The organism is Corynebacterium sp. HS2168-gen11, from assembly GCF_024834075.1.
Lineage (GTDB): Bacteria > Actinomycetota > Actinomycetes > Mycobacteriales > Mycobacteriaceae > Corynebacterium.
This window is the reverse complement of record NZ_JANUXR010000003.1, coordinates 210,116-235,685: the sequence shown is the minus strand read 5'-3', so window position 1 is coordinate 235,685 and position 25,570 is coordinate 210,116. Positions and strand designations below refer to the sequence as shown.

General features: G+C 51.7%; 25 protein-coding genes, 3 tRNA genes and 1 pseudogene. 10 read left to right on the top strand and 19 right to left on the bottom strand.

The window, feature by feature from the left end; genetic code table 11:
* Positions 1-3 precede the first annotated feature (3 nt).
* The 3 genes from NXS99_RS03565 to NXS99_RS03555 are packed head-to-tail and all read right to left on the bottom strand — an operon-like array spanning position 4 to position 3,094.
* Positions 4-1,227, bottom strand: coding sequence for a bifunctional RNase H/acid phosphatase (locus NXS99_RS03565; protein WP_259287293.1), 1,224 nt, complete (start codon positions 1,225-1,227; stop codon positions 4-6).
* A 13-nt stretch (positions 1,228-1,240) separates the two neighbouring features.
* Positions 1,241-1,954 (bottom strand): zinc ribbon domain-containing protein, encoded by a 714-nt coding sequence (locus tag NXS99_RS03560; RefSeq protein WP_259287292.1) that lies wholly within the window; start codon positions 1,952-1,954, stop codon positions 1,241-1,243.
* Positions 1,955-1,966: 12 nt separating this feature from the next.
* On the bottom strand, positions 1,967-3,094 hold the full coding sequence (locus tag NXS99_RS03555) for a Nif3-like dinuclear metal center hexameric protein (protein WP_259287291.1): 1,128 nt from the start codon (positions 3,092-3,094) through the stop codon (positions 1,967-1,969).
* Between the two features lie 199 nt (positions 3,095-3,293).
* Here NXS99_RS03555 and NXS99_RS03550 point away from each other — a divergent pair, with 199 nt between their 5' ends.
* Together NXS99_RS03550 and NXS99_RS03545 are read left to right on the top strand one after the other, a co-directional pair.
* Positions 3,294-3,770, top strand: coding sequence for a low molecular weight protein-tyrosine-phosphatase (locus NXS99_RS03550; protein WP_259287290.1), 477 nt, complete (start codon positions 3,294-3,296; stop codon positions 3,768-3,770).
* The gene (locus NXS99_RS03545; RefSeq protein ID WP_259287289.1) at positions 3,767-4,651 is read left to right on the top strand and encodes an SURF1 family protein; all 885 of its coding nucleotides are present in this window, start codon (positions 3,767-3,769) and stop codon (positions 4,649-4,651) included. Before NXS99_RS03550 ends, NXS99_RS03545 begins: the two co-directional genes overlap by 4 nt.
* A 46-nt stretch (positions 4,652-4,697) precedes the next feature.
* Here the strand turns inward: NXS99_RS03545 and NXS99_RS03540 are convergent, their stop codons facing one another.
* The 3 genes from NXS99_RS03540 to NXS99_RS03530 form a co-directional block, all read right to left on the bottom strand.
* The gene (locus tag NXS99_RS03540; RefSeq protein WP_259287288.1) at positions 4,698-5,864 is read right to left on the bottom strand and encodes an HNH endonuclease; all 1,167 of its coding nucleotides are present in this window, start codon (positions 5,862-5,864) and stop codon (positions 4,698-4,700) included.
* 418 nt (positions 5,865-6,282) lie between these two features.
* Positions 6,283-6,355 (bottom strand) — tRNA-Val (locus tag NXS99_RS03535).
* Between the two features lie 508 nt (positions 6,356-6,863).
* Positions 6,864-7,286 carry a DUF3052 domain-containing protein gene (locus tag NXS99_RS03530; protein WP_259287287.1) on the bottom strand — a complete coding sequence of 141 codons (423 nt, stop codon included), beginning with the start codon at positions 7,284-7,286 and terminating at the stop codon, positions 6,864-6,866.
* Positions 7,287-7,523: 237 nt separating this feature from the next.
* On the opposite strand from NXS99_RS03530, the gene aceE reads away from it, so the two are divergent.
* A complete protein-coding gene (gene aceE, locus NXS99_RS03525) occupies positions 7,524-10,262 on the top strand; it encodes a pyruvate dehydrogenase (acetyl-transferring), homodimeric type (RefSeq protein ID WP_259287286.1) in 2,739 nt (912 codons plus the stop codon).
* A 213-nt stretch (positions 10,263-10,475) separates the two neighbouring features.
* Here aceE and NXS99_RS03520 read toward each other — a convergent pair whose 3' ends face one another.
* The gene (locus tag NXS99_RS03520; RefSeq protein ID WP_259287285.1) at positions 10,476-11,408 is read right to left on the bottom strand and encodes an alpha/beta fold hydrolase; all 933 of its coding nucleotides are present in this window, start codon (positions 11,406-11,408) and stop codon (positions 10,476-10,478) included.
* 76 nt (positions 11,409-11,484) lie between these two features.
* Here NXS99_RS03520 and NXS99_RS03515 point away from each other — a divergent pair, with 76 nt between their 5' ends.
* Positions 11,485-11,769, top strand: coding sequence for an acyl carrier protein (locus NXS99_RS03515; RefSeq protein ID WP_259287284.1), 285 nt, complete (start codon positions 11,485-11,487; stop codon positions 11,767-11,769).
* On the opposite strand, the gene NXS99_RS03510 is transcribed toward NXS99_RS03515, so the two are convergent.
* The 3 genes from NXS99_RS03510 to NXS99_RS03500 all read right to left on the bottom strand — a co-directional run bounded on the left by NXS99_RS03510 (position 11,728) and on the right by NXS99_RS03500 (position 13,757).
* A complete protein-coding gene (locus NXS99_RS03510; protein WP_259287283.1) occupies positions 11,728-12,033 on the bottom strand; it encodes a hypothetical protein in 306 nt (101 codons plus the stop codon). The two genes, NXS99_RS03515 and NXS99_RS03510, sit on opposite strands and share 42 nt — an antisense overlap.
* 147 nt (positions 12,034-12,180) lie before the next feature.
* Positions 12,181-12,984 (bottom strand): serine hydrolase, encoded by an 804-nt coding sequence (locus tag NXS99_RS03505; protein ID WP_259287282.1) that lies wholly within the window; start codon positions 12,982-12,984, stop codon positions 12,181-12,183.
* 11 nt (positions 12,985-12,995) lie between these two features.
* On the bottom strand, positions 12,996-13,757 hold the full coding sequence (locus NXS99_RS03500; RefSeq protein WP_259287281.1) for a trimeric intracellular cation channel family protein: 762 nt from the start codon (positions 13,755-13,757) through the stop codon (positions 12,996-12,998).
* A gap of 306 nt (positions 13,758-14,063) precedes the next feature.
* Here NXS99_RS03500 and NXS99_RS03495 point away from each other — a divergent pair, with 306 nt between their 5' ends.
* On the top strand, positions 14,064-14,315 hold the full coding sequence (locus tag NXS99_RS03495; protein ID WP_259287321.1) for a hypothetical protein: 252 nt from the start codon (positions 14,064-14,066) through the stop codon (positions 14,313-14,315).
* 91 nt (positions 14,316-14,406) lie between these two features.
* On the opposite strand, the gene NXS99_RS03490 is transcribed toward NXS99_RS03495, so the two are convergent.
* Both NXS99_RS03490 and NXS99_RS03485 read right to left on the bottom strand, forming a co-directional pair.
* Positions 14,407-14,712, bottom strand: a complete 306-nt coding sequence (locus NXS99_RS03490; protein ID WP_259287280.1) for a hypothetical protein — start codon at positions 14,710-14,712, stop codon at positions 14,407-14,409.
* 402 nt (positions 14,713-15,114) lie between these two features.
* On the bottom strand, positions 15,115-15,804 hold the full coding sequence (locus NXS99_RS03485; RefSeq protein WP_259287279.1) for a GAP family protein: 690 nt from the start codon (positions 15,802-15,804) through the stop codon (positions 15,115-15,117).
* Between the two features lie 142 nt (positions 15,805-15,946).
* Between NXS99_RS03485 and NXS99_RS03480 the strand changes: the two genes are divergently transcribed.
* Entirely contained in the window at positions 15,947-16,576 is a 630-nt protein-coding gene (locus NXS99_RS03480; RefSeq protein WP_259287278.1) for a TetR family transcriptional regulator, read from the top strand.
* A 536-nt stretch (positions 16,577-17,112) separates the two neighbouring features.
* Here NXS99_RS03480 and NXS99_RS03475 read toward each other — a convergent pair.
* Positions 17,113-17,189: transfer RNA gene (locus NXS99_RS03475), tRNA-Ile, on the bottom strand.
* 253 nt (positions 17,190-17,442) lie between these two features.
* On the opposite strand from NXS99_RS03475, the gene NXS99_RS03470 reads away from it, so the two are divergent.
* Positions 17,443-17,515, top strand: a tRNA-Asn gene (locus NXS99_RS03470).
* A gap of 177 nt (positions 17,516-17,692) precedes the next feature.
* On the opposite strand, the pseudogene NXS99_RS03465 reads toward NXS99_RS03470, so the two are convergent.
* From NXS99_RS03465 to NXS99_RS03445, 6 genes and pseudogenes are all read right to left on the bottom strand, one after another.
* Positions 17,693-18,652, bottom strand: a pseudogene (locus NXS99_RS03465) (phage major capsid protein); the annotation flags it as partial.
* Positions 18,653-18,706: 54 nt separating this feature from the next.
* On the bottom strand, positions 18,707-19,063 hold the full coding sequence (locus NXS99_RS03460; protein ID WP_259287277.1) for a hypothetical protein: 357 nt from the start codon (positions 19,061-19,063) through the stop codon (positions 18,707-18,709).
* 355 nt (positions 19,064-19,418) lie between these two features.
* Complete coding sequence (locus tag NXS99_RS03455) at positions 19,419-19,625, bottom strand: hypothetical protein (RefSeq protein WP_259287276.1); 207 nt, start codon at positions 19,623-19,625, stop codon at positions 19,419-19,421.
* A 199-nt stretch (positions 19,626-19,824) separates the two neighbouring features.
* Positions 19,825-21,258, bottom strand: coding sequence for a phage/plasmid primase, P4 family (locus NXS99_RS03450; RefSeq protein ID WP_259287275.1), 1,434 nt, complete (start codon positions 21,256-21,258; stop codon positions 19,825-19,827).
* A gap of 41 nt (positions 21,259-21,299) precedes the next feature.
* A complete protein-coding gene (locus NXS99_RS09175; RefSeq protein ID WP_396124806.1) occupies positions 21,300-22,067 on the bottom strand; it encodes a bifunctional DNA primase/polymerase in 768 nt (255 codons plus the stop codon).
* 89 nt (positions 22,068-22,156) lie between these two features.
* On the bottom strand, positions 22,157-22,498 hold the full coding sequence (locus tag NXS99_RS03445; protein WP_259287274.1) for a hypothetical protein: 342 nt from the start codon (positions 22,496-22,498) through the stop codon (positions 22,157-22,159).
* 464 nt (positions 22,499-22,962) lie between these two features.
* Between NXS99_RS03445 and NXS99_RS03440 the strand changes: the two genes are divergently transcribed.
* The 3 genes from NXS99_RS03440 to NXS99_RS03430 all read left to right on the top strand — a co-directional run bounded on the left by NXS99_RS03440 (position 22,963) and on the right by NXS99_RS03430 (position 25,567).
* Positions 22,963-23,511, top strand: a complete 549-nt coding sequence (locus NXS99_RS03440) for a helix-turn-helix transcriptional regulator (RefSeq protein WP_259287273.1) — start codon at positions 22,963-22,965, stop codon at positions 23,509-23,511.
* Complete coding sequence (locus NXS99_RS03435) at positions 23,498-24,664, top strand: site-specific integrase (RefSeq protein ID WP_259287272.1); 1,167 nt, start codon at positions 23,498-23,500, stop codon at positions 24,662-24,664. The genes NXS99_RS03440 and NXS99_RS03435 overlap by 14 nt, the downstream gene beginning before the upstream one ends.
* A gap of 660 nt (positions 24,665-25,324) precedes the next feature.
* On the top strand, positions 25,325-25,567 hold the full coding sequence (locus NXS99_RS03430; protein WP_259287271.1) for a hypothetical protein: 243 nt from the start codon (positions 25,325-25,327) through the stop codon (positions 25,565-25,567).
* The last annotated feature ends 3 nt before the right edge of the window (positions 25,568-25,570 follow it).

Genomic DNA, 25,570 nt, shown 5'->3' with positions numbered 1-25,570 from the left:
AGTCTAGCGCAAATACGAAGTGTCGTTCAATACACGCACGCACCCGGAACCATCGGCGTAGAACTCTGCGATGGAAAGGCTGGCTAAATCCAAATGCATGCGCCTCCCCATTAAAGGATTTGCGCCGAGCGCATTGCACAGAATTTCTTTAATGGGGGTGACGTGGCTGACGACGATAATCGTCTGCCCCGAATACTCCCCCATTAAAGAAATCAGCTCCTGGGCCACCCGCTCGGAAACATCCTGAGCAGACTCGCCTCCTGGCGCAGCGACCGTCGGATCCGCAAGCCACTGAGCATGTAGATCAGGATCACGCTTGGCCGCCTGGGTAGCGCTTAAACCTTCCCACTGCCCAAAATTCATCTCGGCCAGCGCCTCATGCACCACCAGCGGCGCGCGAGTAGCCGCGGCGATCTGCTCCGCAGTGTACTTGGCCCGTTCCAGCGGCGACGTCACCACGGCCGCCACCTTCGCCTGCGTATAGGCGGCTATCGCGTCGGCAACGGCTGCAGCTTGTTGCATACCAATAATCGTCAGCGCCGGATCCGACACACCCGAATACTGCTTGCGCACCGACATGTCCGTCTCGCCGTGCCTCACCATTAAAAGACGCATTGGAGTACCCGTTGAGCCATTCCAGTCCTGCGGGTTTCCAGCAGTGTGCTTTACGACGCTGCCCGGCGCGGCTGGTGGTGCGGCGTTGCTTGGCTCTGGAGCGGCAGGCGCGGACGGTGCGGGGTTGCTTGGCGCGGGCGGAGTGGCGTCGACAAGCGCGGCAGGCTCAGCCTCAGCGCTGTCCCCCACGAATCCCACGCCAGCGCCTTTGCTCATCGCGTCCATCGCGATATTTGCCAGAGCGTCGGCAGCACTATTTTGCGCGCGCGGCACCCACGTAAACGTCGCAGAGTTGAAATGCGCCAACACGTCCTGGCATTGGCTCGCGAGGACCTGCATGTCAGGATGCTTGATTTTCCAGCGGCCGGACATCTGCTCGACAATCAGCTTCGAATCCAAGCGAATATCGAGATCAGTTGCGCCAAGCTCACGTGCAGCGATCAGGCCATTGAGCAGTCCGTGGTACTCGGCAACGTTGTTTGTCGCCGTGCCAACCACGTACGCCAATTCCTTTAATGGGGTGCCGTTGGCATCGCGCAGCACCGACCCCGCCCCCGCGATCCCCGGGTTGCCTCGCGAACCACCGTCTGCTTCCAGAATGACCTTTTTCATCACTGCCTCTGTGTTATTTCGTGCGAATCAAGTAGCTGCCGCAGTTGGAGCATTGTGGCAGCTGCTCCTGCGGGGTTTGGCGAATCTGGCCGAGTTCGGCAGGCGGGAGCATGATGAAGCAACCGCCACACGACCTCCCATTAAAGAAAGCCGCCCCGACGCCATTTTCCGCCACCTGCGCATCGAACTCGGCAACAACCTCAGCAGGCAAGGCTTCGCGCAGCTGGGCGATGCGGGCATCTCGATCTGCCTCGGAGGTGTCCTGTGGCAAGTCGGCAACCGCTTGCTTGGCCTGTTCAAGCGCTGCTTCAGCCTCACGAATGCGCTGCTGCGCAAGATCGCGGGCCTGGCGAAGTGCATGAACCTCATTGTGGGCCTCTTGCATCTCGCTGGTCAAAAACGACAAGCGCGACCGCGTCGACACCAAATCTTTTTCCAAGTCCTTGCGCAGCTCTGGGTCCGAGGTTGCTTGTAGTTGAGCTCTGGAATCAGCTTCACGACGCTTTAACTTGCGCTCATCTTCTTGAATGTGCAAGATTTCCAGTTCCATATCGTCGACAGCAAGCTGGGCGGCGGCTGCCGCGTCCCGCAGGCCGGTCAGTGCATTGGTAGCGTCGATAAGCTCTTGGGCTTCGGCGGACACCCCCTGCGATACGCCAGTTTCTTTAATACGTGCAGTGGTGGCAAGTTCGAGCAACAACGGTTGCAGCGATGGGGATAATTTCATGTTCTTCCTCTTTTATTCGGGGTGCGCCGAGATGGTCCATGGGTCGGTGCGAATCTTTAATACTTCCACGTTCACACCAGGCAAGCCATTTTTCATGATCTCACAAACTTGCTCGGTCCACGGAAATTCACTGGCCCAGTGGGCGGTGTCGATGATGAAGGGGCCGTTTGCGCGCAGGTGCTCGTCGACGGGGTGGTGGCGCAGGTCGCTGGTGACGTAGACGTCGACGCCCAGCGCCTGCACCCTATTAAGAAAACTGTCGCCCGAACCTGAGCTCACCGCGATGGTTTCGACCAGTGCGTCAGGATCACCGGCAGCGCGCACGCCCCACACGGTTTCGGGCAGGGCGTTGGCAACCTGCTGGACGAAATCGGCAAAGCGCATCGGCTGTGGCAATTTGCCAATCCGGCCGAGTCCGCAGGCGTGCTCTAGGTCCTCGGTTGGCTCTAATGAGGTGATGTCGAAGCCGGGTTCTTCGTAAGGGTGCGCTTCACGCAACGCCCCCATTAAAGGATTTCGCAAATGGCGCGGTGCCACGAACTCGACACGCAGCTCTTCCAAGCGCGTGAGCTGTTCGGGGGTGCCGAGATACGGGTCAGCGTCGATAAGCGGGCGGAATTGGCCGGTACCAGTCAGCTCAAAGGAGCACTCGCGGTACTTGCCGATCGCGCCGGCGCCGATCGCAAACAGCGCCTGCTTGACCGACTCGGCGTGCTCCGGCGGAACTTGGAAACCCCACTTGTCCAGCGCGGTTAGCTGCGGCACGATCGGGCGGCCAGGCGTGATGCCGACCAGCTGCGCCAACTTGTCATTCACGCCAGGGCGGGCCGAATCGGCATTCGTGTGCGCGGCAAACAGCGCCACGTCGCCGCGGATGAGGGTATGGATCACCTTGCCCTTCGGCGTATTAGAGGCAACCGAAGTCACGCCCTTTAATAGGAGCGGATGATGCACGACCAGCATGTCCGCACCAATCTCCACCGCCCGCTGCGCGACCTCAAGGGTACAATCCAAAGCCACCGCGATATGCCGGACCTCTGCTTGAGGATCCCCACAAATCAGGCCGATTTTGTCCCACGATTCCGCCAGCGCGGGCGAGTACGCGGCATCCAAAAGCTTGACGACGTCACCAACGTTCATGTTCCACCTTCAATCTTGCAACCATCACGACTCAACTATGCCATTATAGAAATGTTTTCCTAATGGGAGGTGTTTGTGTCACGCAGCGTCGTTACGTAGGAAGCGCGGCTTGCTTGTAGGCTGGAGGCGTAACAATGCACCCATTAAAGGTGCGCGAGTTTCGTGCTACGAACCAGGATCCGAAAGGCATGGTGCGAAAGTGCTCCACGTAACGGTAGTGTGTACCGGAAATATTTGCCGCTCCCCAATGGGAGACATCGTATTAAGAAAAGCTGTCGCGGATGCAGGCTTGCAGGATCAGGTACGCGTCGATTCGTGCGGCATCGGAGGCTGGCACATCGGGCAAAAAGCCGACCGCCGCGCCCTCGCCACGCTTGCTGACGCCGGATACGATGGCTCCGGGCACCGCGCAGCTCAGCTTGACGACGCGCACGCGCAGGCCGATCTCATCATCGCGATGGACCGTGGGCACCGTAGGGCGCTTGTGGAGTATGGCGTCGAACCAGAAAAAATTCACCTATTAAGAGAATTCGATCCTAATGCGACCGGTGAAGATGTCGAAGATCCTTATTATGGTTATCCTTCTGACTTCGTAACCGTATTAGAGCAAATCGAAGCAGCGATCCCAGGAATAATGGCGTGGTTACAACAACGACTTGAGGATATACAGGCATGAGAGGCGCGAAAACCGTCACAGGCATCCAAGCGTTTTTGAACCCAGGCTGGATCATCACCACTTTATTAGTGATTGCGTTTTCTTACGCTGCATTTACGATTCTTTCTCCATGGCAGCTGAATAAAGACGCGCAAATCGTGGCAAGAAATGAACTTATTGAGCAGGCTTTCGAGTTTGAGCCTGGGGCGTATGCAGACATCTATGATGCAACCGGCATCATTAAAGACGATGCAGAATGGATGCGCGCAAAGCTGACCGGACACTACTTGCCGGACAAAGAGGTCATTTTGCGACTGCGTCCAGTAGCAAACACTCCTGCATACCACGCCTTGACGCCGTTCCAACTCGATTCGGGTGAGATCATTGTTGTCAATCGTGGCTTCGAACCTTTTGTCGCGGGCGAAGAGCTTGTCATGCCAGCAGCTCCACAAGGTACACAAACGATTATCGTGCATGCTCGTAAAAATGAGGCTCTTCCTAATACGGCGCCGATGACGACCACCCAACCGGTGCAGGTCTACGGTATTAATACCAAGCAGATTAGCGAACTGACCCAATTAAAGCTCGCAACCGACTATGCCCAATTAGCAGAAGGTCAGCCTGGCGAAGTGCACTTCATTCCAATTCCAAAGCTGGATCGCGGTAATCACTTGTCGTATGGGTTCCAATGGATCGCGTTTGGCATCATGGCTCCATTAGGGCTGGGGTATTTCGTGTGGTCGGAATCTCGCGAACGTCGTCGCGCGCGCGAGGAGGAAGAGCTAATGGAAACAATGGACACGGCAGCAGGCGGCGAGCCGGATCCTCACGAGCAGCAAAATCTGAAGATGCGCTCGCGCTATGGCAACCAGCACAAAAACTATTTTAAAAAAAATTCCTAATGGGGTGACCAAGTAGGCCGTTTCTCGTCAGAGATAACGGCCTCTTTTAATGGCCTAGCATCCGGTGCGCATACGTCTGCACACTCTTGCGCATGACCTTATGCGCTTTATGTCTCACATTCCCGGTGGGGCCTCGAAACAGCGGGATGCCACTGGCTGGATCGATCTCGATTCTGCCATTCTTGGGATGGTCCGGATTATCGTCGTTAAGCAAATTGTGGCGGTGGCAGAGCGGGCAAAGGTTTGCTGTGGTGGTCGGGCCACCGCGGCTGTACGCGACAACATGGTGGATGTCGCAGCGCACTGCGGGGATCGAGCATTCGGGGTGCTGACATTGCAGATGCCCCAGGATCGCGCGGAAGCGATCGTCTTCGTTCGCGAGTCTTTTAATGTCGAAGATCTCCTGCGGCCGGGCGACGCCGGTGTGATCGCGGTAGATGGCGATGGCGAAGCCCATGTCCGCAATGCGCTCATTAAGAATATCGGCGATATTAATGAGTTCGCCGTCGCTGTTGACCACGGTGCCGTCAATCTGGCTTTCGGCCTCGGCGATCGGCACGAGCAGGCATGGCCGTTGCCGCATGTCACGTGGATTGTCCGGATGATCGGTCTCGCCAATATGCTCTGGAGCAAACTGGCTATACTTTTCGACGCAAGCCGCGAGTGCCAGCGCCAATCCCTCCGAATGCGCAACTGCCTGGCCTTCGCTGACAAGTTGCTTGGCCTGTTGGTCTAATGCAACCTGCATGCGCGTACACATCGTTGATGGAAGCTTAAACAAGCCGTATCGCATACCGTCGGCATCCGCATTGGCAGAAAAGCGCAGCAGCGATTTGCGCGGCTTTTGATGATCCTCATTATAGGACTCGAGAATTTCTTTAATGTGAAGGTGAAAGTCGTAGACCGTCTTTTCCGGCGCGACTGCCAGCAGCTCTTGCCGCAAAACCGCCCGATCAATATTAGGATTACGAAGTTGTTTCTGTGCCTTGGCGATCAAGCGAAATTTTGCGAAGCTAATGGGGTGCTGTTGGGCGTCGTGAAGCTCGGATTCCTCGAAGACCGACGCGACGGCGAGCATGAGGCTGGCGTCTTGGTGGGTGGTGTCGAGTTTCTCGGCGAGTTGCTCCCTATTAAGACCGGAGTTCCTAATAGCAAGCAGCAGCTCGGCGCCGCGCGGGGCGATGCTGGCGAGTTTCTCTAATAGGTCGGTCATAGTGGGCAGCATAAGGAGTTTCGCTGGCACTTTTCAACTGAAAAAGCGTGACATTTCTAACGCCAATTTTGGGAACCGCCGCATCCTGCTTGACGACACTGCGGGCGCTGGCGTTGATTCTACAGGCAGGGAGGGTGGGCGTCGGCACGGTAGGTCCTTCCCTTTCAAGAACTGGATCCACCTGATTGAGGGTAGCCGCGTTGGGCCATCTAGCGATGGGAATCGGCTGAAAGTATTGGGAATCGGCATGCCATCGATTCGTCACAGCCTCCAATGGCGGCTGAGTACCGCGCGTCGTCTCGCACCACCGCGCGCCGGGGCTTCACACAACGATGCCACCGAGCATCACGTTCGCCATTGATGGCTCCAAAACAAAAGGAGCCACATTCTCTAATAGGAATGTGGCTCCTGATATCTGTGCGCCCTGACGGGCTCGAACCGCCGACCTGCTGGGTGTAAACCAGCTGCTCTCCCAGCTGAGCTAAAGGCGCATACTGTGTTGCTCGCTGCAACGCAGATAACATTAACAGCTTCGGACTAACTTTTGCAAAACGCGACGTCAAAGACCATTTTCTCATTGCCTACAACTCGCTCAGCACCAACACTCGCTTAACGACGCCAGACTCCTCCCCGCAACGCAGCAAAGCATGTAACGCAGCAAAGCATGTGCAGCGTTGTCGGCAATACAGTAAAAAACGCGCCTTGCAATATCGCAAAGCGCGTCAAGCGAACTTACAAATCAATATCGACTGCAAGCAGGATCATTGTATATGTACAAAATTGGCAACCAGTCGCATTGCCCCAAAGCATCTTAGCTGGCTCTTGCAGCCATCAAGTACCGTGCCAGCAGCCGGCACCGCACCACGCGACAGGACAGTGCCATGCGTACACTCGCGACAGCACCGGCACCGCACCAGCAACCAATCCCAAGCTCAGCGCACCCTGGCACGCAACACAGGCACACCACAAAGCACGCCCCAGCTGCGCCAAGCTTCGCGATTATTTACTTCCGCGCGGCACGAGGCAAGATCCTTGCCATGCTCCTAATCGTGAGGCCTTGGTTTGAACCATGCCGGCAAGCTGTGCTGATTCTGGAATGACACCAGGTTCAAGCGCACCTGGTTTTCCGGCTCCTGGGGTGAGCAGCCATACTCGGCCGTTGTCCGACAGAGGGCGTACCGCGTCGACCAGGGCGTCGACAAGGTCACCGTCGTCTTCACGCCACCAGAGTAGGACGACATCAACAATCTCGTCGGTGTCTTCGTCGAGAAGCTCATCACCGATGATGTCTTCAATTGCTTCACTCAGCGAGGTGTCTGAATCTTCATCCCAGCCAAGTTCTTGAATGGCCATGCCTTCTTGGAGCCCAAGGTGAGCGGCGTAGGCGAGAGCGTTATTCTCCTTGTTTTCGTTCGTGTTCATCACCGCAAAGAATACAAGCTTTTTGCGAAATCTTCGCGTAATTACGACATTTTTGTGAATTTTTTTTCAGATTATTCCCCCTTTTTGTGCACTATATCGGCCCAAGAAGCCAAATTTGGGTGTTACCACGTACACTAGGAGGAGAAAAACTCGTCTTATTAGGATAACCTTGTTTGGCATTCTCGTTAATAGGAACGAGTATACGAATTTTATCTACAATCACCTTGGAGGTGTCGAATGGCTGACCCAAACAATGAGAAGCACACTGAGGATACAAACTTCGCGTTGATTCGCGATGGCGTCGCATCGTATATCAATGATGCCGACCCAGAGGAGACTCACGAGTGGATGGAATCCCTCGATGGCATGCTGGAGCAATCTAGCCCTGAGCGTGCTCGCTTCTTGATGTTGCGTTTGCTTGAGCGTGCGTCTGCACGTCGTGTGCCATTGCCACCAATGACTTCAACTGACTATGTCAATACAATTCCAACTTCCATGGAGCCAGACTTCCCAGGTGACGAGGAAATTGAGAAGCGCTACCGTCGTTGGATTCGTTGGAACGCTGCAATCATGGTGCACCGCGCACAGCGCCCAGGCATTGGCGTTGGTGGCCACATTTCTACCTATGCTGGCGCTGCCCCACTCTACGAAGTTGGCTTCAACCACTTCTTCCGCGGCAAGGATCACCCAGGCGGCGGCGACCACATCTTCTTCCAGGGTCACGCTTCACCAGGTGTATATGCACGCGCGTTCATGGAAGGCCGCTTAACCGAGGACGATCTCGACGGTTTCCGCCAGGAAGTTTCGCGCCCACAAGGTGGCTTGCCATCGTACCCACACCCTCACGGCATGAAAGATTTCTGGGAGTTCCCAACCGTGTCGATGGGTCTTGGCCCAATGGATGCCATCTACCAGGCACGTTTCAACCGCTACCTGCACAACCGCGGCATTAAAGACACGTCCCAGCAGCACGTTTGGGCGTTCTTGGGCGACGGTGAAATGGATGAGCCAGAGTCTCGCGGCTTGATCCAAATGGCTGCCCTGAACAACTTGGACAACCTCACCTTCGTCATTAACTGTAACCTGCAGCGTCTCGACGGCCCGGTTCGCGGTAACACCAAGATCGTGCAAGAGCTCGAATCCTTCTTCCGCGGCGCCGGCTGGTCGGTCATCAAGGTTGTATGGGGTCGCGAGTGGGATCAGCTTTTCGACGCCGACAAGGAAGGCGCGCTGGTCAACCTCATGAATATCACCCCAGACGGTGATTTCCAGACCTTCAAGGCCAATGATGGCGCTTATGTTCGTGAGCACTTCTTCAACCGTGATCCACGCACCGCCAAGCTGGTCGAAGACTGGACCGATGAGGAAATCTGGCGTCTGCCACGTGGTGGCCATGACTACCGCAAGATTTACGCTGCTTATAAGCGCGCACTTGAGATCAAGGATCGCCCAACGGTGATCTTGGCTCACACCATTAAAGGCTACGGCTTGGGCCACAACTTCGAGGGTCGCAATGCAACCCACCAGATGAAGAAGCTGACCCTTGACGATCTCAAGAAGTTCCGCGACAAGCAAGGCATTCCAATTTCTGATGCCGAATTGGAGAAGGATCCATATCTTCCTCCTTACTACCACCCAGGTCAGGATTCCCCAGAGATCAAGTACATGCAGGAGCGTCGTCGTGAGCTCGGTGGCTATCTGCCAGAGCGTCGCGAAAACTACACCCCACTGCAGGTTCCTGGTCTCGACAAGCTGCGCAGCTTGCGTAAAGGTTCCGGTAAGCAGCAGGTTGCAACGACCATGGCTGTGGTTCGCGGCTTCAAGGAACTGATGCGCGATAAGGAACTGGGCAAGCGCGTTGTTCCAATTATTCCTGACGAGGCTCGTACCTTCGGTATGGACTCTTGGTTCCCAACCATGGGTATTTACAACCCACATGGCCAAAACTATGTGCCGGTTGACTATGACTTGATGCTTTCCTACAAGGAAGCTACCGACGGCCAGATCATGCACGAAGGTATTAATGAAGCTGGCTCCACTGCCGCTTTCATTGCAGCTGGTACCTCCTACGCAACCCATGGCCAGCCAATGATTCCGCTGTACATCTTCTACTCGATGTTCGGTTTCCAGCGCACTGCTGACTCCTTCTGGGCAGCTGGCGACCAGATGGCTCGTGGCTTCATCTTGGGTGCTACTGCAGGTCGTACCACCTTGACTGGTGAAGGTTTGCAGCACATGGACGGTCATTCCCAAATCCTGGCGTCGACCAACCCAGCTGTCGTGTCCTACGATCCTGCATTCGCCTACGAAATTGCGCACTTGCTCCATGAAGGTGTGGATCGCATGTACGGTCCAGGCCGTGGCGAGAACGTGATGTACTACATCACCATCTACAACCAGCCAATTTATCAGCCTGCTGAACCAGAAAACCTCGATGTCACTGGTCTGCACAAGGGTATTTACCTGTGGGATAAGGCTTCTGGCACCAAGACTCACGAAGTTTCCCTGTTGGCTTCTGGTATTGGTATGCAGCAGGCAATTCGCGCCAAGGAGATCCTGGCAGAAGAGTTCGACGTAGATGCCAACATCTTCTCTGTCACCTCTTGGGTTGAACTGGCTCGCGACGGCCACGCAAAGGCCAAGGAGCAGCTGCGTAACCCAGGTGTCGATGTTGAAGAGCCATTCGCAACTCGTCAGCTCAAGCAGGCATCGGGTCCATACATCGCTGTGTCTGACTTCGCAACCGACTTGCAAGAGCAAATCCGTGCCTTCGTCCCAGGTTCGTACACCACCTTGGGCGCAGACGGCTTCGGCTTCTCTGATACTCGTGCAGCAGCTCGTCGTTACTTCAACATCGACGCTGAATCCGTCGTTGTTGCAGCACTGAGCGCATTGGCTAAGGAAGGCAAGATTGACCGCCAGGTTGCAGCTGAAGCTGCTCAGCGCTTCAATCTGACTGACCCAACCAAGGCATAAGCGCACTTGACATAAAAAGTCCAGCTAGGTTCGTTCCTAGCTGGACTTTTTTCGTTCATTTTTCACAGAGCCACTCATTGCTTCACGACGCCGGCACGCAACGTCGCAGATGCGCACGATGCCGGCCGGGCCACAGACTGCAAACACGCACCACCGCAGGTATGCACGACGCCACGGCCCACTACCTACCGCGTCACCCGCACACGCTCATACTTATTCTCCAATAATTTCTTTAATGGAGAGAGTCACTGTCTGTGGCTGCTCCAACTGCAACATATGTGCAGCCCCCGGCAACACTTGAAGGCTCGCAGTCGACCAATGCTGTGCAATAAATTCAGCTTGTTCTTGCGGCGCCATAACATCATTATCACCAACGAGAATGCGTCCCGGGATGCCTTGTAACGCTCGTAGTGCGTCAGTTTCGTCGTGAGTACTGAGATCTTCGAGAAATCCGAGGATGGCTTCGATGGAGGTTTCGCGCATGAGCTGCAGGTGCAGGTTGTAGGTGGTTGGCTCAGTCTTAAATCCAAATGCTGCCGAGGCAAGAAGCGGCATCACGGATTCTTCAATGGTGTCGCGAATAGCCTCGGTTGTAGGCAAGTTTTCAACAGCTGCGCTTTGCAAATATTCCATGACGGGGGTACGTAGCAACTTGGCTACACCCTCAGTCGCAAATGGTCGCGCAGAGGTGGCGAGGAGAACGACACCAGCACAATTGTGCCGAAATTGTGGGTAGCGTCGCAAGAAATTCAAAACGACCATGCCACCGAGAGAATGGCCAACGAAGATGATTGGGCCTCGCAGGTCAGCGTCGTCAAGCACTGCCATGACGTCATCGGCGGCACCGTCAACGGTGCATTCTTCGACAGGGGTAACTGCGGAGTTGCCGTGGCCTCGCAGGTCCATTGCGACACAGCGGATGGTGTCGCTTAGGGCAGCAATTTGGAAGTGCCAGACCGTGGCGGCAAGTGTATAGCCGTGCACGAACACGACGGTAACGGGAGCGTCCTCTGGGCCTTCAACGTAGTAGCGGATGCCGCCAACTTTTCGGCCGAGGGAAAACTGCGGCGGTCGGAATTCTTCTTCTCGAATGTTGTCTAAGCGACGCCATTCGCGATACCGCTTCGCAATGAGCTCAAAAATCATACCTGCAAGCCTACTCTTTTCCCTTGCCTGGAGCGTACTGTTACAGTAGCGATATTGCCCACGTTTAGGAGTCAGTATGTCTTCATTGCACGATCAGCTGCAAAAATTTCATCAAACGCCTGCTCAGCAGCCCGATTCACAGCAAGTACGGCTGGTCGCGTTGTTGGCCAAACTTGCCGATCGCGACCCTGCCACCATCGACGGCTCCATGCAGCTTCTCGACGATCTTGGCTTGCAATCCTTAGACATTATTGAACTTGCCGTTCGGCTTGAGCAGGAGTTTTCCATTCCAGTTGAGCGCGATATGTGGCAGCCACAGTTACGCGTGCAGGAGCTTTTCGACAGGCTGGAGCAACACTAATTCACCAGCAACACCTAACCTGCTACACATGTGCGTCAGTTGTGCTGCACATTCGTGGAGTTCCGGCACAATGCCAACAATCATTTGCCGGCATGAGGTCAAGCCTCCACGACTTCCCCGCTGCCACTGGATGGTTGCAGCAAGATCCAAAGTTGCCTGCGGCAGGGTTGGCAACGTCTCGACGAAAAGCGTTTCGACGCGCTGCCGGTACCGACACGGCAAGTCTTTAATAGTGACGATCGCATAAAAGGCGGTATCTTCCATTGCGTCACAATCCTTTCATTTGAGTTCAGAACGCCAAGTGACGTCTTCCCCAACGGACTTGTGCTCAACGCAAACAAAAGGTGCGATTGCTACTTCATCACATCAGCAATCGCACCTTCAACTGTAAAGTTGGGCTTTATCCCCCGTTTATTCAACCTCAGCTTGAAATATCTCCCCATTAAAGGAATCCCACAGCGGCTTCGCCCATGGCCCAAACGGCCGATCGGTCAAAACAACCGCAGCCTGCTGCGTTGGACGGTGCACCCACACAAACGTACCTGCCTGCCCAAAGTGCCCCACCACGTCTGCCGGCATGTTTGGTGCGAGCCAATGCGGCTGCTTGTGTCCGTGAATTTCAAATCCTAATCCCCACTGACATGGCTTGTGCATGCCATAGCCAGGCACAATACCATCTAGCGTTGGAAATTGTACTTCTAATGCAGCAGCCAACGTTGATTCAGCCAGCAATTGCGGCGCAAGAATTTCATCAGCAAACAACAATAAATCGCGCACGGTTGAGGTGGCTTCATGTCCTGGGCTTCCCCACAACTTGGTACGCTGCATTCCTAATGGGGCGAACACCGCTTCATGAAGATACTCTGCAAAGCTCATCTCGGTTTCGGCCGCAATGGCATCACCTAACAGCTCAAACCCATAAGAGGAATAAATCCTGCGCGTTTCGATTCCTTTAATGGGATCCGTGCGATGAAAGCCCACCCCACCAGCATGTGCAAGCAGGTGACGAACGGTTGCTTGCTCAAAAATTGGGGTGTCGAGTTCAAACACGCCTTCTTCAATTGCAATAAGTACTCCATAGGTTGCAAGGAGTTTCGTCACCGATGCCAATTGGTATTCGCGGTCAAGATCGCCAGTCGTTGTAATAGCTGTTCCGCGACGTACGGCTCCAGCTACATTGAGTACCGGCCAGGTGTGCAAGTGTTCCAGGTTCATAGGTTCTTAGGTTACTCGTGTGTTTCAGTATTGCTGGTAGATTCAGAAATTGCATTGCGCGCCTTGCGGCCGAGCTTCCAGCCTTTGTTTTCCGATCTGCGCACCAAACTTCGCACTTGGGCGGCTGTCATATTCACCGGCGCCCACTCAGCACTGCGGAATAGCACCCAACCTTTCCAATACGACACAATTGCTAAACCACCGCCTAACAGCGGTGAAATAATCATGCCTAGCGCATTGAGGTCGTATTGGTAGAAAATTACCATTGCGGTAGCACTCACGGTCGCAGGTACCGCATACAGGGTGCCACCACCGAAAATAGTTGGGATTTGACCGGTCACCACATCACGAATCATGCCGCCGCCCACGGCTGTCAGCACACCCATGAACACCGCTGGCACCAGTGGCACAGAGTAGGTCAAAGCCTTCACGCATCCAGTTACTGCCCAGACACCCAAAATGATGGCATCACCGTGGACTTTAAAATATTCCCAAGACTTGCCTTTCAGGTCGGTTACCAGTGCGATGGTGGCTCCGATGAGTGCTAGCAGCAAATACGTGGAGTCGGCAATTGCGGCAGCGGTTCCACGCTGCATTAAAACGTCGCGAAGCATGCCGCCGCCTAAGGCAGAAAACAGCGCGAGAAACACAAAGCCAACGAAATCGAAGTTGCGTTGGCGGGCAATCGTGCCGCCGATAATGCCATTCAGGAGCACTCCGATCAGGTCAAATGTTTGATACAGATTCCAAATCAGCGGGTCAACCTGTGACATATGCGTCCTATTCCTTCGCCGTTATATGTTGCAGAAACAAGATTCCACTATAGAGTTTCCATGCTCAAAACTCATACTTGGCACAAGCGCGCTGCTTTTCGACGCTTCGTGCATTTCGCATACCAAGAAAAGTTGCGATGCAAGAGCGATGTACAGAACTCTCATACAGCGCTTCGCAGTACCATCTTGCACCGGCATTGGCTCGAACAGGCGTTTGAACTTAAGAGGTTGGATGTGCATGCAATTGTTTATGATCATTCTCAATTCATCACATCGATCAGAGGAAACGGAATTGGGGTGCAGAATATGCAGGTAGTGATCATCGATGCCGAGACGTCACGCGAATTATGGTTTGGTGAAGATTGTGCCAAGCATTGCAAAATAGCCCCCTCGACGTGGCGCAGTTATGCAACACAAGGCCGCACGCCGGAACGCGTCGCAACGATCTTGAAGAAAGTCCCGCTTTGGGATGCCGAAGAAGTCAAAGCGTGGCATGCACAGCGTCCTGGTTCTTCGACACAACGAGCAAATCATCACACACCTTCTGCCAATGCTTGACGACGCCTACCGCAACCCCACCCACCACCTACCTAGGTAGCGCGAACTAAAAATACCGCCACCAACAGGTGACGGTACTCGTAAGATGAAGTTAATCGTCTTCAGCATAGACCGTAAAATCCCAATACTCTTTGATGAAACGATCTGCTTCATCCATACTGTTTACCAGCCTAGCTTCCCCTGTTTCTTTATTCACAAAGCAACCAGGCAGTCCTTCTGGGCAATACCAATGCGGAGGGCCTTCATAAGGATACGCATAATAAAACTCATCACTTTCCATCCCCTCCTTATCATAAAACCCAATCCCTAACCGTTTATTTGTCTTCACAAAAGGATACTTAGCTGCCAAAGCCTCAAAAGCAATACGACGAGCTTGCGTAAAATTCGTCACCTTCATTGTCTTTACTCCTTCAATAATTGGCACCGTAGCAGCCGCAACATGAAAGCCTTTCAAATTCGTCCACCTAATAGTGCCAGGAATCGATTATTCTAAAAGCAATTCTAGATCGTTCCTCAAAGATTTTGCATCAATCCATGCAATTTTTCCGCACTATAACTTCCGACACCGCAACATGGACATAATCCATAATAAATGTTTCAGAAAACAAAGCTACGCGCTCTACACAGCTTCGCAAGGCTATCAGTACGACAGACCTTCGTCGATAAGCACATAAAATATGAAATTCATCAGAACCGGGTAACGATTACCATTTAAAACGGGAAATTACATAGGTTTTAGCATTCTCAATACTCGCAATATGGAAAATTCCGTGGATTTCTGAAAGCGCGATTCAGATCCTTATGTGTAATTCAAAAGCCCAAGTTGATTGACTGCATTCGCTGTCATATATACCCCAACAAAAGCTGCAATCCACAAAATGGTTACTTTCGCCTCGTACTCCAAACGCGGAATGATGTGAGTCAAACGCGAAAATAATGTTTCTCCCCATTGGTTACACAAAAACCCAATAAGTACAGCCGGGCCGATCATGACACAACAATAGATGGCAAGGATTAGTAGTTGCATAAGAAAACTGACATCCATGGATTGTATGATTCCAACCGCAGCTAAATACGGCAGCATGGTTGCTGCTTCAACCACTGCCGCGCCTACCGCAAGACCTATCATGGCTAAAACCGAGGTTGTGCCCATACCGTCGCAACGCTTGGCGACGATTTCCTCAATCGGCCGTCTCTTTGGATTCGGCGAAAGCACGCCAAAAGCTAGCAGCGCAATGCCAAGTGTCAGACTTACCCAAGCAAACCATGTGGTAGCACCAATGGATCCAATGAGTTCAAAAATCCAGTGCATTCCGAAGAACAGCGCAATCCCAATGCCAAAATACGCGACTGCAATAGTGCTCAAATAGGTTCCATAATGAACAACATGCATGCGGCCCCAAGTAATGAGAAGCACAAGTGGAATTACAAGAGTTCCTGCACTCAAACTATCGACTAAGGACAAGGCTAAAAGTGGGAAAAGTTCCATTGCGTCATACCAATCCTATAGAACATTACTCTCGTACGACCGTACGAGAACTATCGTATCATACAGTCGTATGAGACAATGGGCTTAGTGGAACGCTCCGCATTCATTCTCGAGTCATAGAAATGTCATTCCCTTAGCCATCATGTCTATTTTCAACGATTTCACCGATTTTTCGTCCCAAGAAAAAGCCATCCTAGATGCCGCAATCACGCTAATCGTCAGTCAGGGATTCGATAATGTAAGCGTGCGAAAAGTAGCCGCAGCCACCGGTGTTGCTGCCGGGACTGTCCAATATTTCATGGGCACAAAAGAACAGCTCCTCATAAAAGCACTCTTACGTTCGGTAGGACGCCAAGTCGAGCGCATCAAAAGCCTTGATCTTCCTGAAAACCTTTCTCCTCGAGAGCGCCTTATCCTCATACTGCAAGAACTTTTACCCATCGGTGAAATACAGCGTGAAGACGCAGTCTTATGGATTGTGATGAGTGCTGCCGCATCAACCCGTGAAAAACTTGCCGCTACATACCTCGAAGTTCTCAAAATTTTTCAAACCGAAGTAACCACGGGCATTCAAAGTCACCTTGAGACATTAAAGGAATCTCATCACAATGGAACGGCATTCTCAGCCGAGTGGATACAACAAACTGCACGGTTAATCACAGCATTGGTCAATGGACTCACCGTTGACTACATCAACGATCCAGTTACCACAGATTCCTCAGACGCTCTCATTTTCGATTTAACCGAAGGCTTAACGCGATTATTGCCATAAACAACCAACGCATACGACCAAGAACAGCAACCTAGCGGCTGACAAAACATTCAGCCACGATACAACCTACCCAAACCGTTGCCGCAAAACTCTTACCACCGCGTGAAAGCTCGCCATTCGATTCGCGCATCCCTTCAAAATCGCGGCGGATTCAACAACATCTAACCTCAACATAAACGCTGAAAATCATCACCTGCTTCCTTGAAGAAAAGCTAGAGGAATACGGTGGCCTATATGGGTGAAGCCTTGGGAGAAAGTGCAATTCTCTCGACGATATTGTTCGATTTTCTGGAGACTACATAGCAGCAGTGATCGCTCAAAGTTGATAGCCGTAAACATTAAATTCTTACGTCACAGCACCTAAAGGCACAGTTGTGCGGAATAAGGTACGAAAACATCTCTCGAATGCTCGAATACAACCGCATGTGAACACAATAAATGTCAAGATGCCGGCCAGAGCAAGACAAAAAGACTCCGGCTGCCAAAAACACTAAAAGGACTACTTTCGTGCATGTACATCACAAAAGTAGTCCTAATGGTGGGGCTACCGGGGCTCGAACCCGGGACCAACGGATTATGAGTCCGCGGCTCTAACCGACTGAGCTATAGCCCCAAGGCGATAGGATACAACAAAACAATGCCGTTGAAAAATATCCCACGCGTATTTCCCCTCCTCTCCCCCTTGGCAAGAGGTTGCGGCTCGATATTTTCACAAGTTTTATTTCTCGTTCACTCAATCTACTATCAACTTCTAACTCCAATTCCTTGGGCGAAAACATAGCGCTGCCTGCAAGTTTGCATGTTCAAGCGAATACTGTGTATAGTTTTCTTCGTTGCAAGGGAGCAAACAGGCTTCCAAACAATATTCCCCCATAGCTCAATTGGCAGAGCATTCGACTGTTAATCGAAGGGTTACTGGTTCGAGTCCAGTTGGGGGAGCAGAAACCCCAGCTAGATTGGTATAACACCAAAACTAGCTGGGGTATTTTTTACAAAAGTGTCTAAAAAGTGTCTAAAAACTCCACAACGGTGAAAAAACTGGGAACCCGTACAAACTGCCAAGCCCTATGCCCTCCGGTGGTCTGCCCACTAGGTAGGGGGGTATCCCCCCACCTGCTATTCACCTAGATTAATTTTTGCGATTGCTTCGGCAAAAGTGAAAATGAAACTCACGTGCCATGTCATACGAATAGCTAGGCGGTCACTTGTGAAGTACACGCTCTTATCTGGCTCGATTTCTGGTACACCTCTGAATGCGAATGTGCAGTATTTTCGTGGTAGTGCCCACGCGGTTCCCTTTTCGATTGCTGCAGAGCGTACTACCTTTAGGTTGCCGATTTTGTCTACCGCGCCGCTACCTGTTGGGTCTGACTGGAGTAGGTTGCGTTGGCTGGCCGCGCTTTCTTTTATGATTGATAGGGCCTTGAAGTCGTCGGGGTGTAGGCATAGGTACTTTTCTTCTGCCGCGTAGTCCTCGAGGTGTAGTTCTGCGTCGAGTGCCCAATTCAGGTTTTTGAGGCTACCTTGCATTTCTGTGACTCCCTTTACGGCGGCTAGACCGCGGGGTGCTTGTGCCCCGCCACCGTTGGGGCTAAAGAAGGCTGTGTCTACTTTTGTGCCGATTTTGCGTCCTAGTGAGTAGCCTAGTGCCTTTGTGACTTCTGGTCCTGCGTTGTCTGACATCTCGTTGGAGATGATTGTTAGCGCGGCGATTTTGCGTAGTTGTGTTGTGGCTTCTTTGAACTCTAGGTCACTGGCGGCGATTTCTGCGCCTTCTGCGGTCCATTCTGCGTCTACGTCTTTGGTTAGTAGTGGTACGCGTAGGCCGCGCCCGTGTGAGATTTCAGCCAGTGAGCATACTTGCCCTGCTGCTCCGAATAGTGTTTTACCCGCTGCGTCGACTAAGTCGCTTACTGCGTCTGGTTCTAATAGATGTTGTCCAGTGCCACTCATTAATAGTGCCATGGTTACTTTTCCTTCCTGTTGTTGCTCTGCAACGTGTTGTTGTGCTTCCCCAACGTGTTGTTGCTCTGCAACGTGTTGTTGTTCTGCCCCAACGTGTTGTTGCTCTGCAACGTGTTGTTGTGCTTCCCCAACGTGTTGTTGCTCTGCAACGTCGTGTTGTTGTGCTTATTGAATACGGTCGAATTGGTGCACTTTTTGAGTGTTCCAGTATTGATTTACGACTTCCCCGTTTTTTGTGATTGCTGTTTGTCGCGCGGGGAGTACTTCCCCGTCAATGGTCATTACGGCGGCTTCTACGCGTATGTGGTCGGGGCTGTAGTCACTGCCCACGCTTGTGAAAATGTGTGTAGGGATTCCTTCAGGTGTGTGCGCCGCTGGGTCATCGTGAGGTATTCCTACTGTGAGGTAGCCGACTACCTCGGCGGTTTTGTCTGTGTTTGCATAGTGCGCTTTTACCCCTAAGGAGACAGAAGGGGTAAAAGCAAGTATTTGATAATTGTTAAACGCTTTTGGTTTTTGCATAGTGCTTGTCCTTATGTGTCGAGGTACCAAGCGGGGAATTGCCAAGTGCCCTTGTGTTTGCGCCCGCCTAGTTGGTGCGCTCTTTTTTGTATTGTGCGAACATGCACGCCCTCATGTTGTGCGAGTTGTTTCGCTGTTATCCATTTTGCTTGGTGGCGGTGTTCTGTTGGGCGTTTTGTTCGTTGCTGCTGGCACTGGTAGGCGTTTCTAAGTGTGTTGAGTGCTTCTTGTTGTTCTGGTCTTAGTGTGTAGCCCATTCTGCTGCTGTGGCGCGCGCCTGCTGTGGCTAGAGACAATAAAGCGGGTATGTGTTTGCCTACAAGCGTGATTGTGGGGCCTTCAAACAGGTGGGCGGTCATTCCACTTCCTCGGTTTCGAGTAGGTCGGCGATACGGTTGATTAAGTTGGTGGCCGCCGTGCCCGTTAATTCAATGGTGTTCATGTCTACTGTTAGCCGTATTTTTTTGCGCTTACCGTCCTGCCAAACCATGGTGCGTATGTTGGTATTGTGCCAATTGTTTTTTGTTTGTCGTATGCGGGCGGGGGTGGTTTTGTGTGTCATTTTTCCTCATTTTCTCGATTCTGGCCGTGACCTGTTTGGAACATGTTCCGCGTGTTCCTGCTGGTAGTAGTGTTTTCATTTTTGTTCCAAACTTGTTCCAACTTGTTCCAACTTGTTCCAACTTGTTCTGGAACAAACTTGGAACAGATTAGAAATAGTGCTTGAACTGTTGGAACATATGGAACATGTTCCAAGCAAGTTATGTGCGTAAAGTTCTTTTCACGCCGAATAGGTAGCGGTTCTTTTTTACCCCCGCTGCTGGTATTGTGTTCATCATGACTACACCTCTGTGGGTGTAGGCGGCGGTAAACGCTTGTGCAAAGGTGGTCTGGTTCATTCTTCCCCGTTCCTCCCCGTTAGCCCATAACCTGTATTCCTGGTGCACGTCCCTTAGTGGGACATAATCAGCACGGTTGCCAGTGATTTCAAAACTCTCGCACTCATCAAAAAATACGTTTACTGGCCGTGCCATATCGTCCATTAAGGTGGCTAGTGCTTCTGCGCCTACTGGTTCTGTGAAACTATTGTTTTGGTTTAGGCGGTCTAGTCCTGCTAGTGCCCAGTTGAATATTCCTGGTAGTTCTTTCCGTAGGCGCGCGCCTAAGTGCTTATCTTGCTCATTGTTAGAAAATGACTTCTCTAAGTGGATAGCAACAAAACGTGTAAGAATAGCGCCGCTGCTATCTTTCAGCCGTGGTACCTCGTTGGACACTAGTAGTAGGCGGGTGTCTAGTCTGCCGTTCCAGTAGTCCTTGCCCTTGCGGTTAATGCTTACGGAATCATTGGCAATGATATTGAGTAGTCGTTCCACTACTAGGCCACTATTGGCGCTATCGCCGCGCGCGTCCTCAATTACGGTTAAGGGCTTACCGATAAGGGCGCTTAAACCAAACTCCCCGCCTATATCGTGCAACGTGGTGGTTGCTACATTCTCGTGCCCCATAAGGGCTTGAATAATCCCGCTTATCGTGCCCTTGCCAGCGCGGGAAGGCCCGATAAGCATAAGCCCCTTATGTAGGTGTGTGTTGCCGCTAATAAGGTAGCCACAAAACTCCTGCAGTGCGTCAATTGCTTGTGGATCATGGGAGAAAATAGAGTTAAGGAACTTTAACCAATTGGGGCACTGTGCTTTCTCATCATAGGCAAACGATAATCCCCATGTTGTGAACAACCGTGGTGTTAGTGCTTCGAGTTTGCGTGAATTAAGGTTGAATATTCCGTTAGTCATAGCAATAGTGCCTAGTGCTGGTTGCTGGGTATCAACCCACAACGGTGGTGCTAACACCAATGGTTGCTTGCAGCATATGGCCAATGGTTCCATTAACCCACTTATTTTGCTACTGGTTGGCGCCCATGCTTTATCGTCACCGTCCTTGTCATACGTCACTTGTTCAAGGCGCTTCCAAAGGATTGATTTAACGTCTAGTTCATCCTCAACACGTGCAAAATAGGCGCCGTTGTAGTGCCAATAGTCGCCGCGCCAATAGGCCAACGTGTAGTGCTCTGCTTGTGTGAAACAATCGGCTAGTAATCGTCGTGCTACTGCCATAGGTAGCGCTGGACTAGGGTAGCGGTAATAATCAGAAGGTGCTTCTAAATCGCCGTTGTCTATTAGCTCCCCGATTGGTGGCATAGGCGGTAGTGTGCCTATTGGTTGGTTGAGTTTTCTCCCCATTAGTGTTTTCCTCCCCGTGCCGCTGCTGCTGCACTGCATAGAGTTCTATTAATTTCTGTCTCATCAAGGCCATTAGCCAGTGCTGCTTGTGTAAGTTCATCTGCAATGTCTAGCCCCCTAAGTGCTGCTATATAGGCACAGCGGTTAAGTGTGTTATTCCTCTCCCCGTCAGGGGCGGTACGCACTGCAGTGACTAAACCATTAGCGCTTAATCCACCACGGGGGCGTAAGTTCACGGGCACTACTGCTCTAGGTGCTGGTGGTGCTTTGAAACAAAACCGTCTTAGGTGCTTCGGTAGTGGTGCTAGTCGTGCTGGGTCGCACCAATGCTCTACCGTGTAGTGCTCACCCGTAGCGGGGTGGACACTGCCAGGCATAACCAAATAACCCTTGTGTGTTTTAATGTCGATTCCTGCACCTGCAGTAGCCCTAATCCATGTAGGTGCTATGGCATAGGGCAAACTAAACCACACGTGTAGGCCACCGCTGCCAGTGCGTACAACAAGGGTGTTGTCAATAGGTTGATTGTTGTTAATCTGCTCCCACGTGGTCATACCATCATTGCGGGGGTCTACGTCGAGCACTATGGCATATGCTGGTGGTCGTGCACCAATGTTGGCCGTAGGCCATTTACTCCACCACCTGTGTACCTGTGCCATATCGTTGGTAAAGTTCCTATGGCCGTGTTGTGTCAGTGGTATTTTGCCGCGTAGCGGGCCTACTTCAAACCCCCATGTGGCTAACTCCACTGCTGCATCTTGCTGCATTGTGCCCAATGCTTAACCCCCGCTATTAACGTCACAGTGACAAAAGTACTATTGCGTAACGTCGGTATTACCGACCTCATCGCACGTACTTAGTCACTTTCATATTCCGCCCGTTCCTCTGCGTCGATTGCGGCGACTTTCCGCGCCATTCTCAACGCGTCGTCAATATCGCCTTCTAGTAGTGCATCAGCAATGTCGGACGCTAGTGTTGCGCGGGTCATAGTGCGTTGCTCGAACTTCTTTTCGCGTAGTTTCTTTTCTTCTGCTGCTTTACGCTTCGCGGTTGCTTCCTTATGTCCCTGCAAACACTCCCCGCATAGGTGGATCCTTGTACCCTCAAGTGAGTCATACAGTGCCCCTAACGGGAGTATTACGGTGACGTATTTTTTGCGGTCTAGTTGTTCTGCACCATAGGTGACGAAATTAACCATGGTGGTTTTATCCACTAGTTCAAGGTGGATTGTGCTATGCTTGGTGTGTTGTTTGGGTAGTCTCCCAATTTCTCCCCCTTGGTTCGTGACAGCGGCCTTGGGGGTGTTTTCGTTGGTGCACATATTTACTTCTCCTTAATTTCTTTTTGTGGTAGTTCACTTAATCCAAGCGCGTCTAACAGCGGTGCTACTGGTACCGTGTATCGGCGCTTCCCTGTGCGTAGTACTGGCACTGGGAAACTGTTCGAGCGTATGGCCGCATATGCTCCACTTTCAGACACTCCCATTAGTCTCGCCGCGTAGGCGACACTCACAGTGGTAGGCATGTATCCTCCTGATGTTGTCAAACTGAGCAATTCTTGTTCAGTACATCAACTACTATCACAGGTTTACATATTGTGCAATTTCCGTGTATCTTGTGAACTATTGCAACTACTGCAGCAATCAACCTAAGCTAGATCGACATGAGCACTTGGCAAGAGAAAACAGTGGCTAACATAGGGAAAAAAGTTCAACAAGCGCGCGGCGACCGCTCATTACAGTGGGTCGAACAAAGGACAGAACAACTAGGTTTCAAAGTAGGCCGCGGGGCACTCTCACGCCTAGAAAACGGCAAAAGGGAATCAATAAGCGTTGCAGAGTGGCTAACACTTGCAGCAGCACTAGAACTCCCGCCTAGTCTCCTACTATTCCCCCAGTACCCATATGGGGATACAGAATATCTACCTGAGAAAAATGACTCTGCCTACAATGCCGCCCAATGGGTAGGGGGCAATCGACAATTTCAAAACGACAAAATAGTTAAGTCAGCACACTTAGTAGTTAGCTTGGCTCAACAACTCGAAGAATTAAAAGAACACCAACTCAACAAACTTCTAGAGTTTATGCGCACACCCCATGTCGGTGGGGAAGATGAACTATTAGACGAGTTCGTCTTTACAATCCAGCAACGGATTAATGAAATCAAGCAAACTTTAATCGAACTCACTGGAGAGGAAAATGGCAACGGGTAGAACAGCCACACCACTAGGTACATGGGGCAAAATACACACCGCGCAAACCAACAACGGCAAAATACAAGCAAGTACATACCTGCGGCTACACAACGGCAACACCACCCGTGTACGCGCAACCGCAACAAGCAAAACAGCCGCAATAAACAAACTCAAACAAAACTGCCAACAGCGACTCAACATCACCACCAACACACCACACACACTCACACACACAAGCAAACTCAACGAACTACTCACACACTGGCTACAACAGCGCAACATAGCCCCATCAACACACAAAAACTACACAAGCAGAATCAACAACCACATAGCCCCAAACATAGGCAACGTAAGACTTAACGAACTCACACCACTACTACTAGACAGCTTCATACACACACTCCCACCAGCAACCGCCAAACAAACCCGCGCAATACTCTCCAACGCACTTAGCCTAGCCACCCGCTACCAACTCATACCCAACAACCCCGCCCGCGAAACAACCCCAATCAAACTAACCAAAAACAAACAAACCAGAGCATTAACACCCCAAGAGTTCCAAGCATTCAAAGCACTAGCCACCCACTACCAACACACCTCACCAACAGGCCACATACGCGCCGCAGCGCTCACAAACATACTCGACCTACTAGCCGCAACAGGTGCACGAATAGGCGAAATACTCACCCTCAAATGGCAGGACGTACAACTAACGACAAACCCACCAACCATTACCATTAAGCCCACCAAGGACAAAGGAAAATCCACACGCTACATAGAACTGCCCAACTTCGGCGTACAAGCACTGGAACGACAAAAAACACTCTCGCTACCACACATCTACCCTTATGTGTTCACCACCAGTACGGGCACACACATAGCGGTAGAAAAAGTAGAACTATGGATACGACAAGCCCGCCAAACTTGGACTACATGGCCAGGGCTGCCACAACAGGACGGCACAATATACAAGCCCGATTTAAGCTGGGTAACACCACACTCATTCCGCCGTACCATGGGCACACTATTGGCCAACGCTAAGGGCGAGTACATCGCCAGCCAACAACTAGGCCACGCGGATACAGCCACTACACGGCGGCACTACATAGAAACACCACGGGCGGGGCAAAAAGTGGCCAGTGTTGTCGAAGATTATTACCTTGGAACATGATTTTTGTTCTGGAACAAACTTGGAACAAACTAGAAATAGTGTTTGACCTGCTGGAACATACGGAACATGTTCCAGAGAGGTTCTATGAGAAAAAAATTATTCAAACTCTAATTTAACCCCCGTTAGTGTCTAAAAAGTGTCTAAAAACCACGTGATAACACCTGGACTATTTACAATTAATTGCACTATTTAGACTCGTGACCTGCAGTAATTAGAGAATATAGCACCACTTACAGCACAGGATAGAAAAAATCAAGTCCGAAGGGTTACTGGTTCGAGTCCAGTTGGGGGAGCAAAAACCCCAGCTAGATTGGCATAACGCCAAAACTAGCTGGGGTATTTTTATTGTATTTTCCGGAAAAGTGTCTAAAAACTCAAAAACCCAATTGCCCCCTTGAAGCAGTTTTCCACCTTAAGACATCCACATTGTTGCTTCTCACGTACAACACTCACCGTGTTCTTAATGAGCACTTCCTCAACTACATCGACCGACCAAGCCCCACCCTCCCCTAGAGCACAGCAAACCTTCCTCAACAACCATCTATTCTGGCTCTAAAGCACCCGCTGGCCTGAAAACTCGAATTGTAGGGTACAGTGGAACAACAAGAGTTTTTCCCTTTTGAAGGAAGTCCGCAAGGGAATGCAAAGGAGTGTATCCCTATGATTCAATTCATTATCGGCGCCGCCGCAGGTTACGTCTTTGGTACGAAGGCCGGACGTAAACGCTACGAGCAAATCAAAAAAGGCTACCAGGTTGCCGTATCGTCACCAGTCACGAAAAAAGCTGTTGAAGTGACACGTAAAGTGCTCGCTGACAAACTAGATCCACAGCCACGGATGAAGGAAATTAAAAACCTCCATACTGCTGAAAACACCACGATTTTAGAACCTGATACTGATTAACGC

What these genes read in the sequence shown, in the direction of transcription:
- NXS99_RS03565 (WP_259287293.1), bottom strand. Translation starts at nt 1,227, where the DNA reads ATGAAAAAGGTCATTCTGGAAGCAGACGGTGGTTCGCGAGGCAACCCG.
- NXS99_RS03560 (WP_259287292.1), bottom strand. Translation starts at nt 1,954, where the DNA reads ATGAAATTATCCCCATCGCTGCAACCGTTGTTGCTCGAACTTGCCACC.
- NXS99_RS03555 (WP_259287291.1), bottom strand. Translation starts at nt 3,094, where the DNA reads ATGAACGTTGGTGACGTCGTCAAGCTTTTGGATGCCGCGTACTCGCCC.
- NXS99_RS03545 (WP_259287289.1), top strand. Translation starts at nt 3,767, where the DNA reads ATGAGAGGCGCGAAAACCGTCACAGGCATCCAAGCGTTTTTGAACCCA.
- NXS99_RS03540 (WP_259287288.1), bottom strand. Translation starts at nt 5,864, where the DNA reads ATGACCGACCTATTAGAGAAACTCGCCAGCATCGCCCCGCGCGGCGCC.
- NXS99_RS03530 (WP_259287287.1), bottom strand. Translation starts at nt 7,286, where the DNA reads ATGAACACGAACGAAAACAAGGAGAATAACGCTCTCGCCTACGCCGCT.
- aceE (WP_259287286.1), top strand. Translation starts at nt 7,524, where the DNA reads ATGGCTGACCCAAACAATGAGAAGCACACTGAGGATACAAACTTCGCG.
- NXS99_RS03520 (WP_259287285.1), bottom strand. Translation starts at nt 11,408, where the DNA reads ATGATTTTTGAGCTCATTGCGAAGCGGTATCGCGAATGGCGTCGCTTA.
- NXS99_RS03515 (WP_259287284.1), top strand. Translation starts at nt 11,485, where the DNA reads ATGTCTTCATTGCACGATCAGCTGCAAAAATTTCATCAAACGCCTGCT.
- NXS99_RS03510 (WP_259287283.1), bottom strand. Translation starts at nt 12,033, where the DNA reads ATGGAAGATACCGCCTTTTATGCGATCGTCACTATTAAAGACTTGCCG.
- NXS99_RS03505 (WP_259287282.1), bottom strand. Translation starts at nt 12,984, where the DNA reads ATGAACCTGGAACACTTGCACACCTGGCCGGTACTCAATGTAGCTGGA.
- NXS99_RS03500 (WP_259287281.1), bottom strand. Translation starts at nt 13,757, where the DNA reads ATGTCACAGGTTGACCCGCTGATTTGGAATCTGTATCAAACATTTGAC.
- NXS99_RS03495 (WP_259287321.1), top strand. Translation starts at nt 14,064, where the DNA reads ATGCAGGTAGTGATCATCGATGCCGAGACGTCACGCGAATTATGGTTT.
- NXS99_RS03490 (WP_259287280.1), bottom strand. Translation starts at nt 14,712, where the DNA reads ATGAAGGTGACGAATTTTACGCAAGCTCGTCGTATTGCTTTTGAGGCT.
- NXS99_RS03485 (WP_259287279.1), bottom strand. Translation starts at nt 15,804, where the DNA reads ATGGAACTTTTCCCACTTTTAGCCTTGTCCTTAGTCGATAGTTTGAGT.
- NXS99_RS03480 (WP_259287278.1), top strand. Translation starts at nt 15,947, where the DNA reads ATGTCTATTTTCAACGATTTCACCGATTTTTCGTCCCAAGAAAAAGCC.
- NXS99_RS03460 (WP_259287277.1), bottom strand. Translation starts at nt 19,063, where the DNA reads ATGCAAAAACCAAAAGCGTTTAACAATTATCAAATACTTGCTTTTACC.
- NXS99_RS03455 (WP_259287276.1), bottom strand. Translation starts at nt 19,625, where the DNA reads ATGACACACAAAACCACCCCCGCCCGCATACGACAAACAAAAAACAAT.
- NXS99_RS03450 (WP_259287275.1), bottom strand. Translation starts at nt 21,258, where the DNA reads ATGCCACCAATCGGGGAGCTAATAGACAACGGCGATTTAGAAGCACCT.
- NXS99_RS09175 (WP_396124806.1), bottom strand. Translation starts at nt 22,067, where the DNA reads ATGCAGCAAGATGCAGCAGTGGAGTTAGCCACATGGGGGTTTGAAGTA.
- NXS99_RS03445 (WP_259287274.1), bottom strand. Translation starts at nt 22,498, where the DNA reads ATGGTTAATTTCGTCACCTATGGTGCAGAACAACTAGACCGCAAAAAA.
- NXS99_RS03440 (WP_259287273.1), top strand. Translation starts at nt 22,963, where the DNA reads ATGAGCACTTGGCAAGAGAAAACAGTGGCTAACATAGGGAAAAAAGTT.
- NXS99_RS03435 (WP_259287272.1), top strand. Translation starts at nt 23,498, where the DNA reads ATGGCAACGGGTAGAACAGCCACACCACTAGGTACATGGGGCAAAATA.
- NXS99_RS03430 (WP_259287271.1), top strand. Translation starts at nt 25,325, where the DNA reads ATGATTCAATTCATTATCGGCGCCGCCGCAGGTTACGTCTTTGGTACG.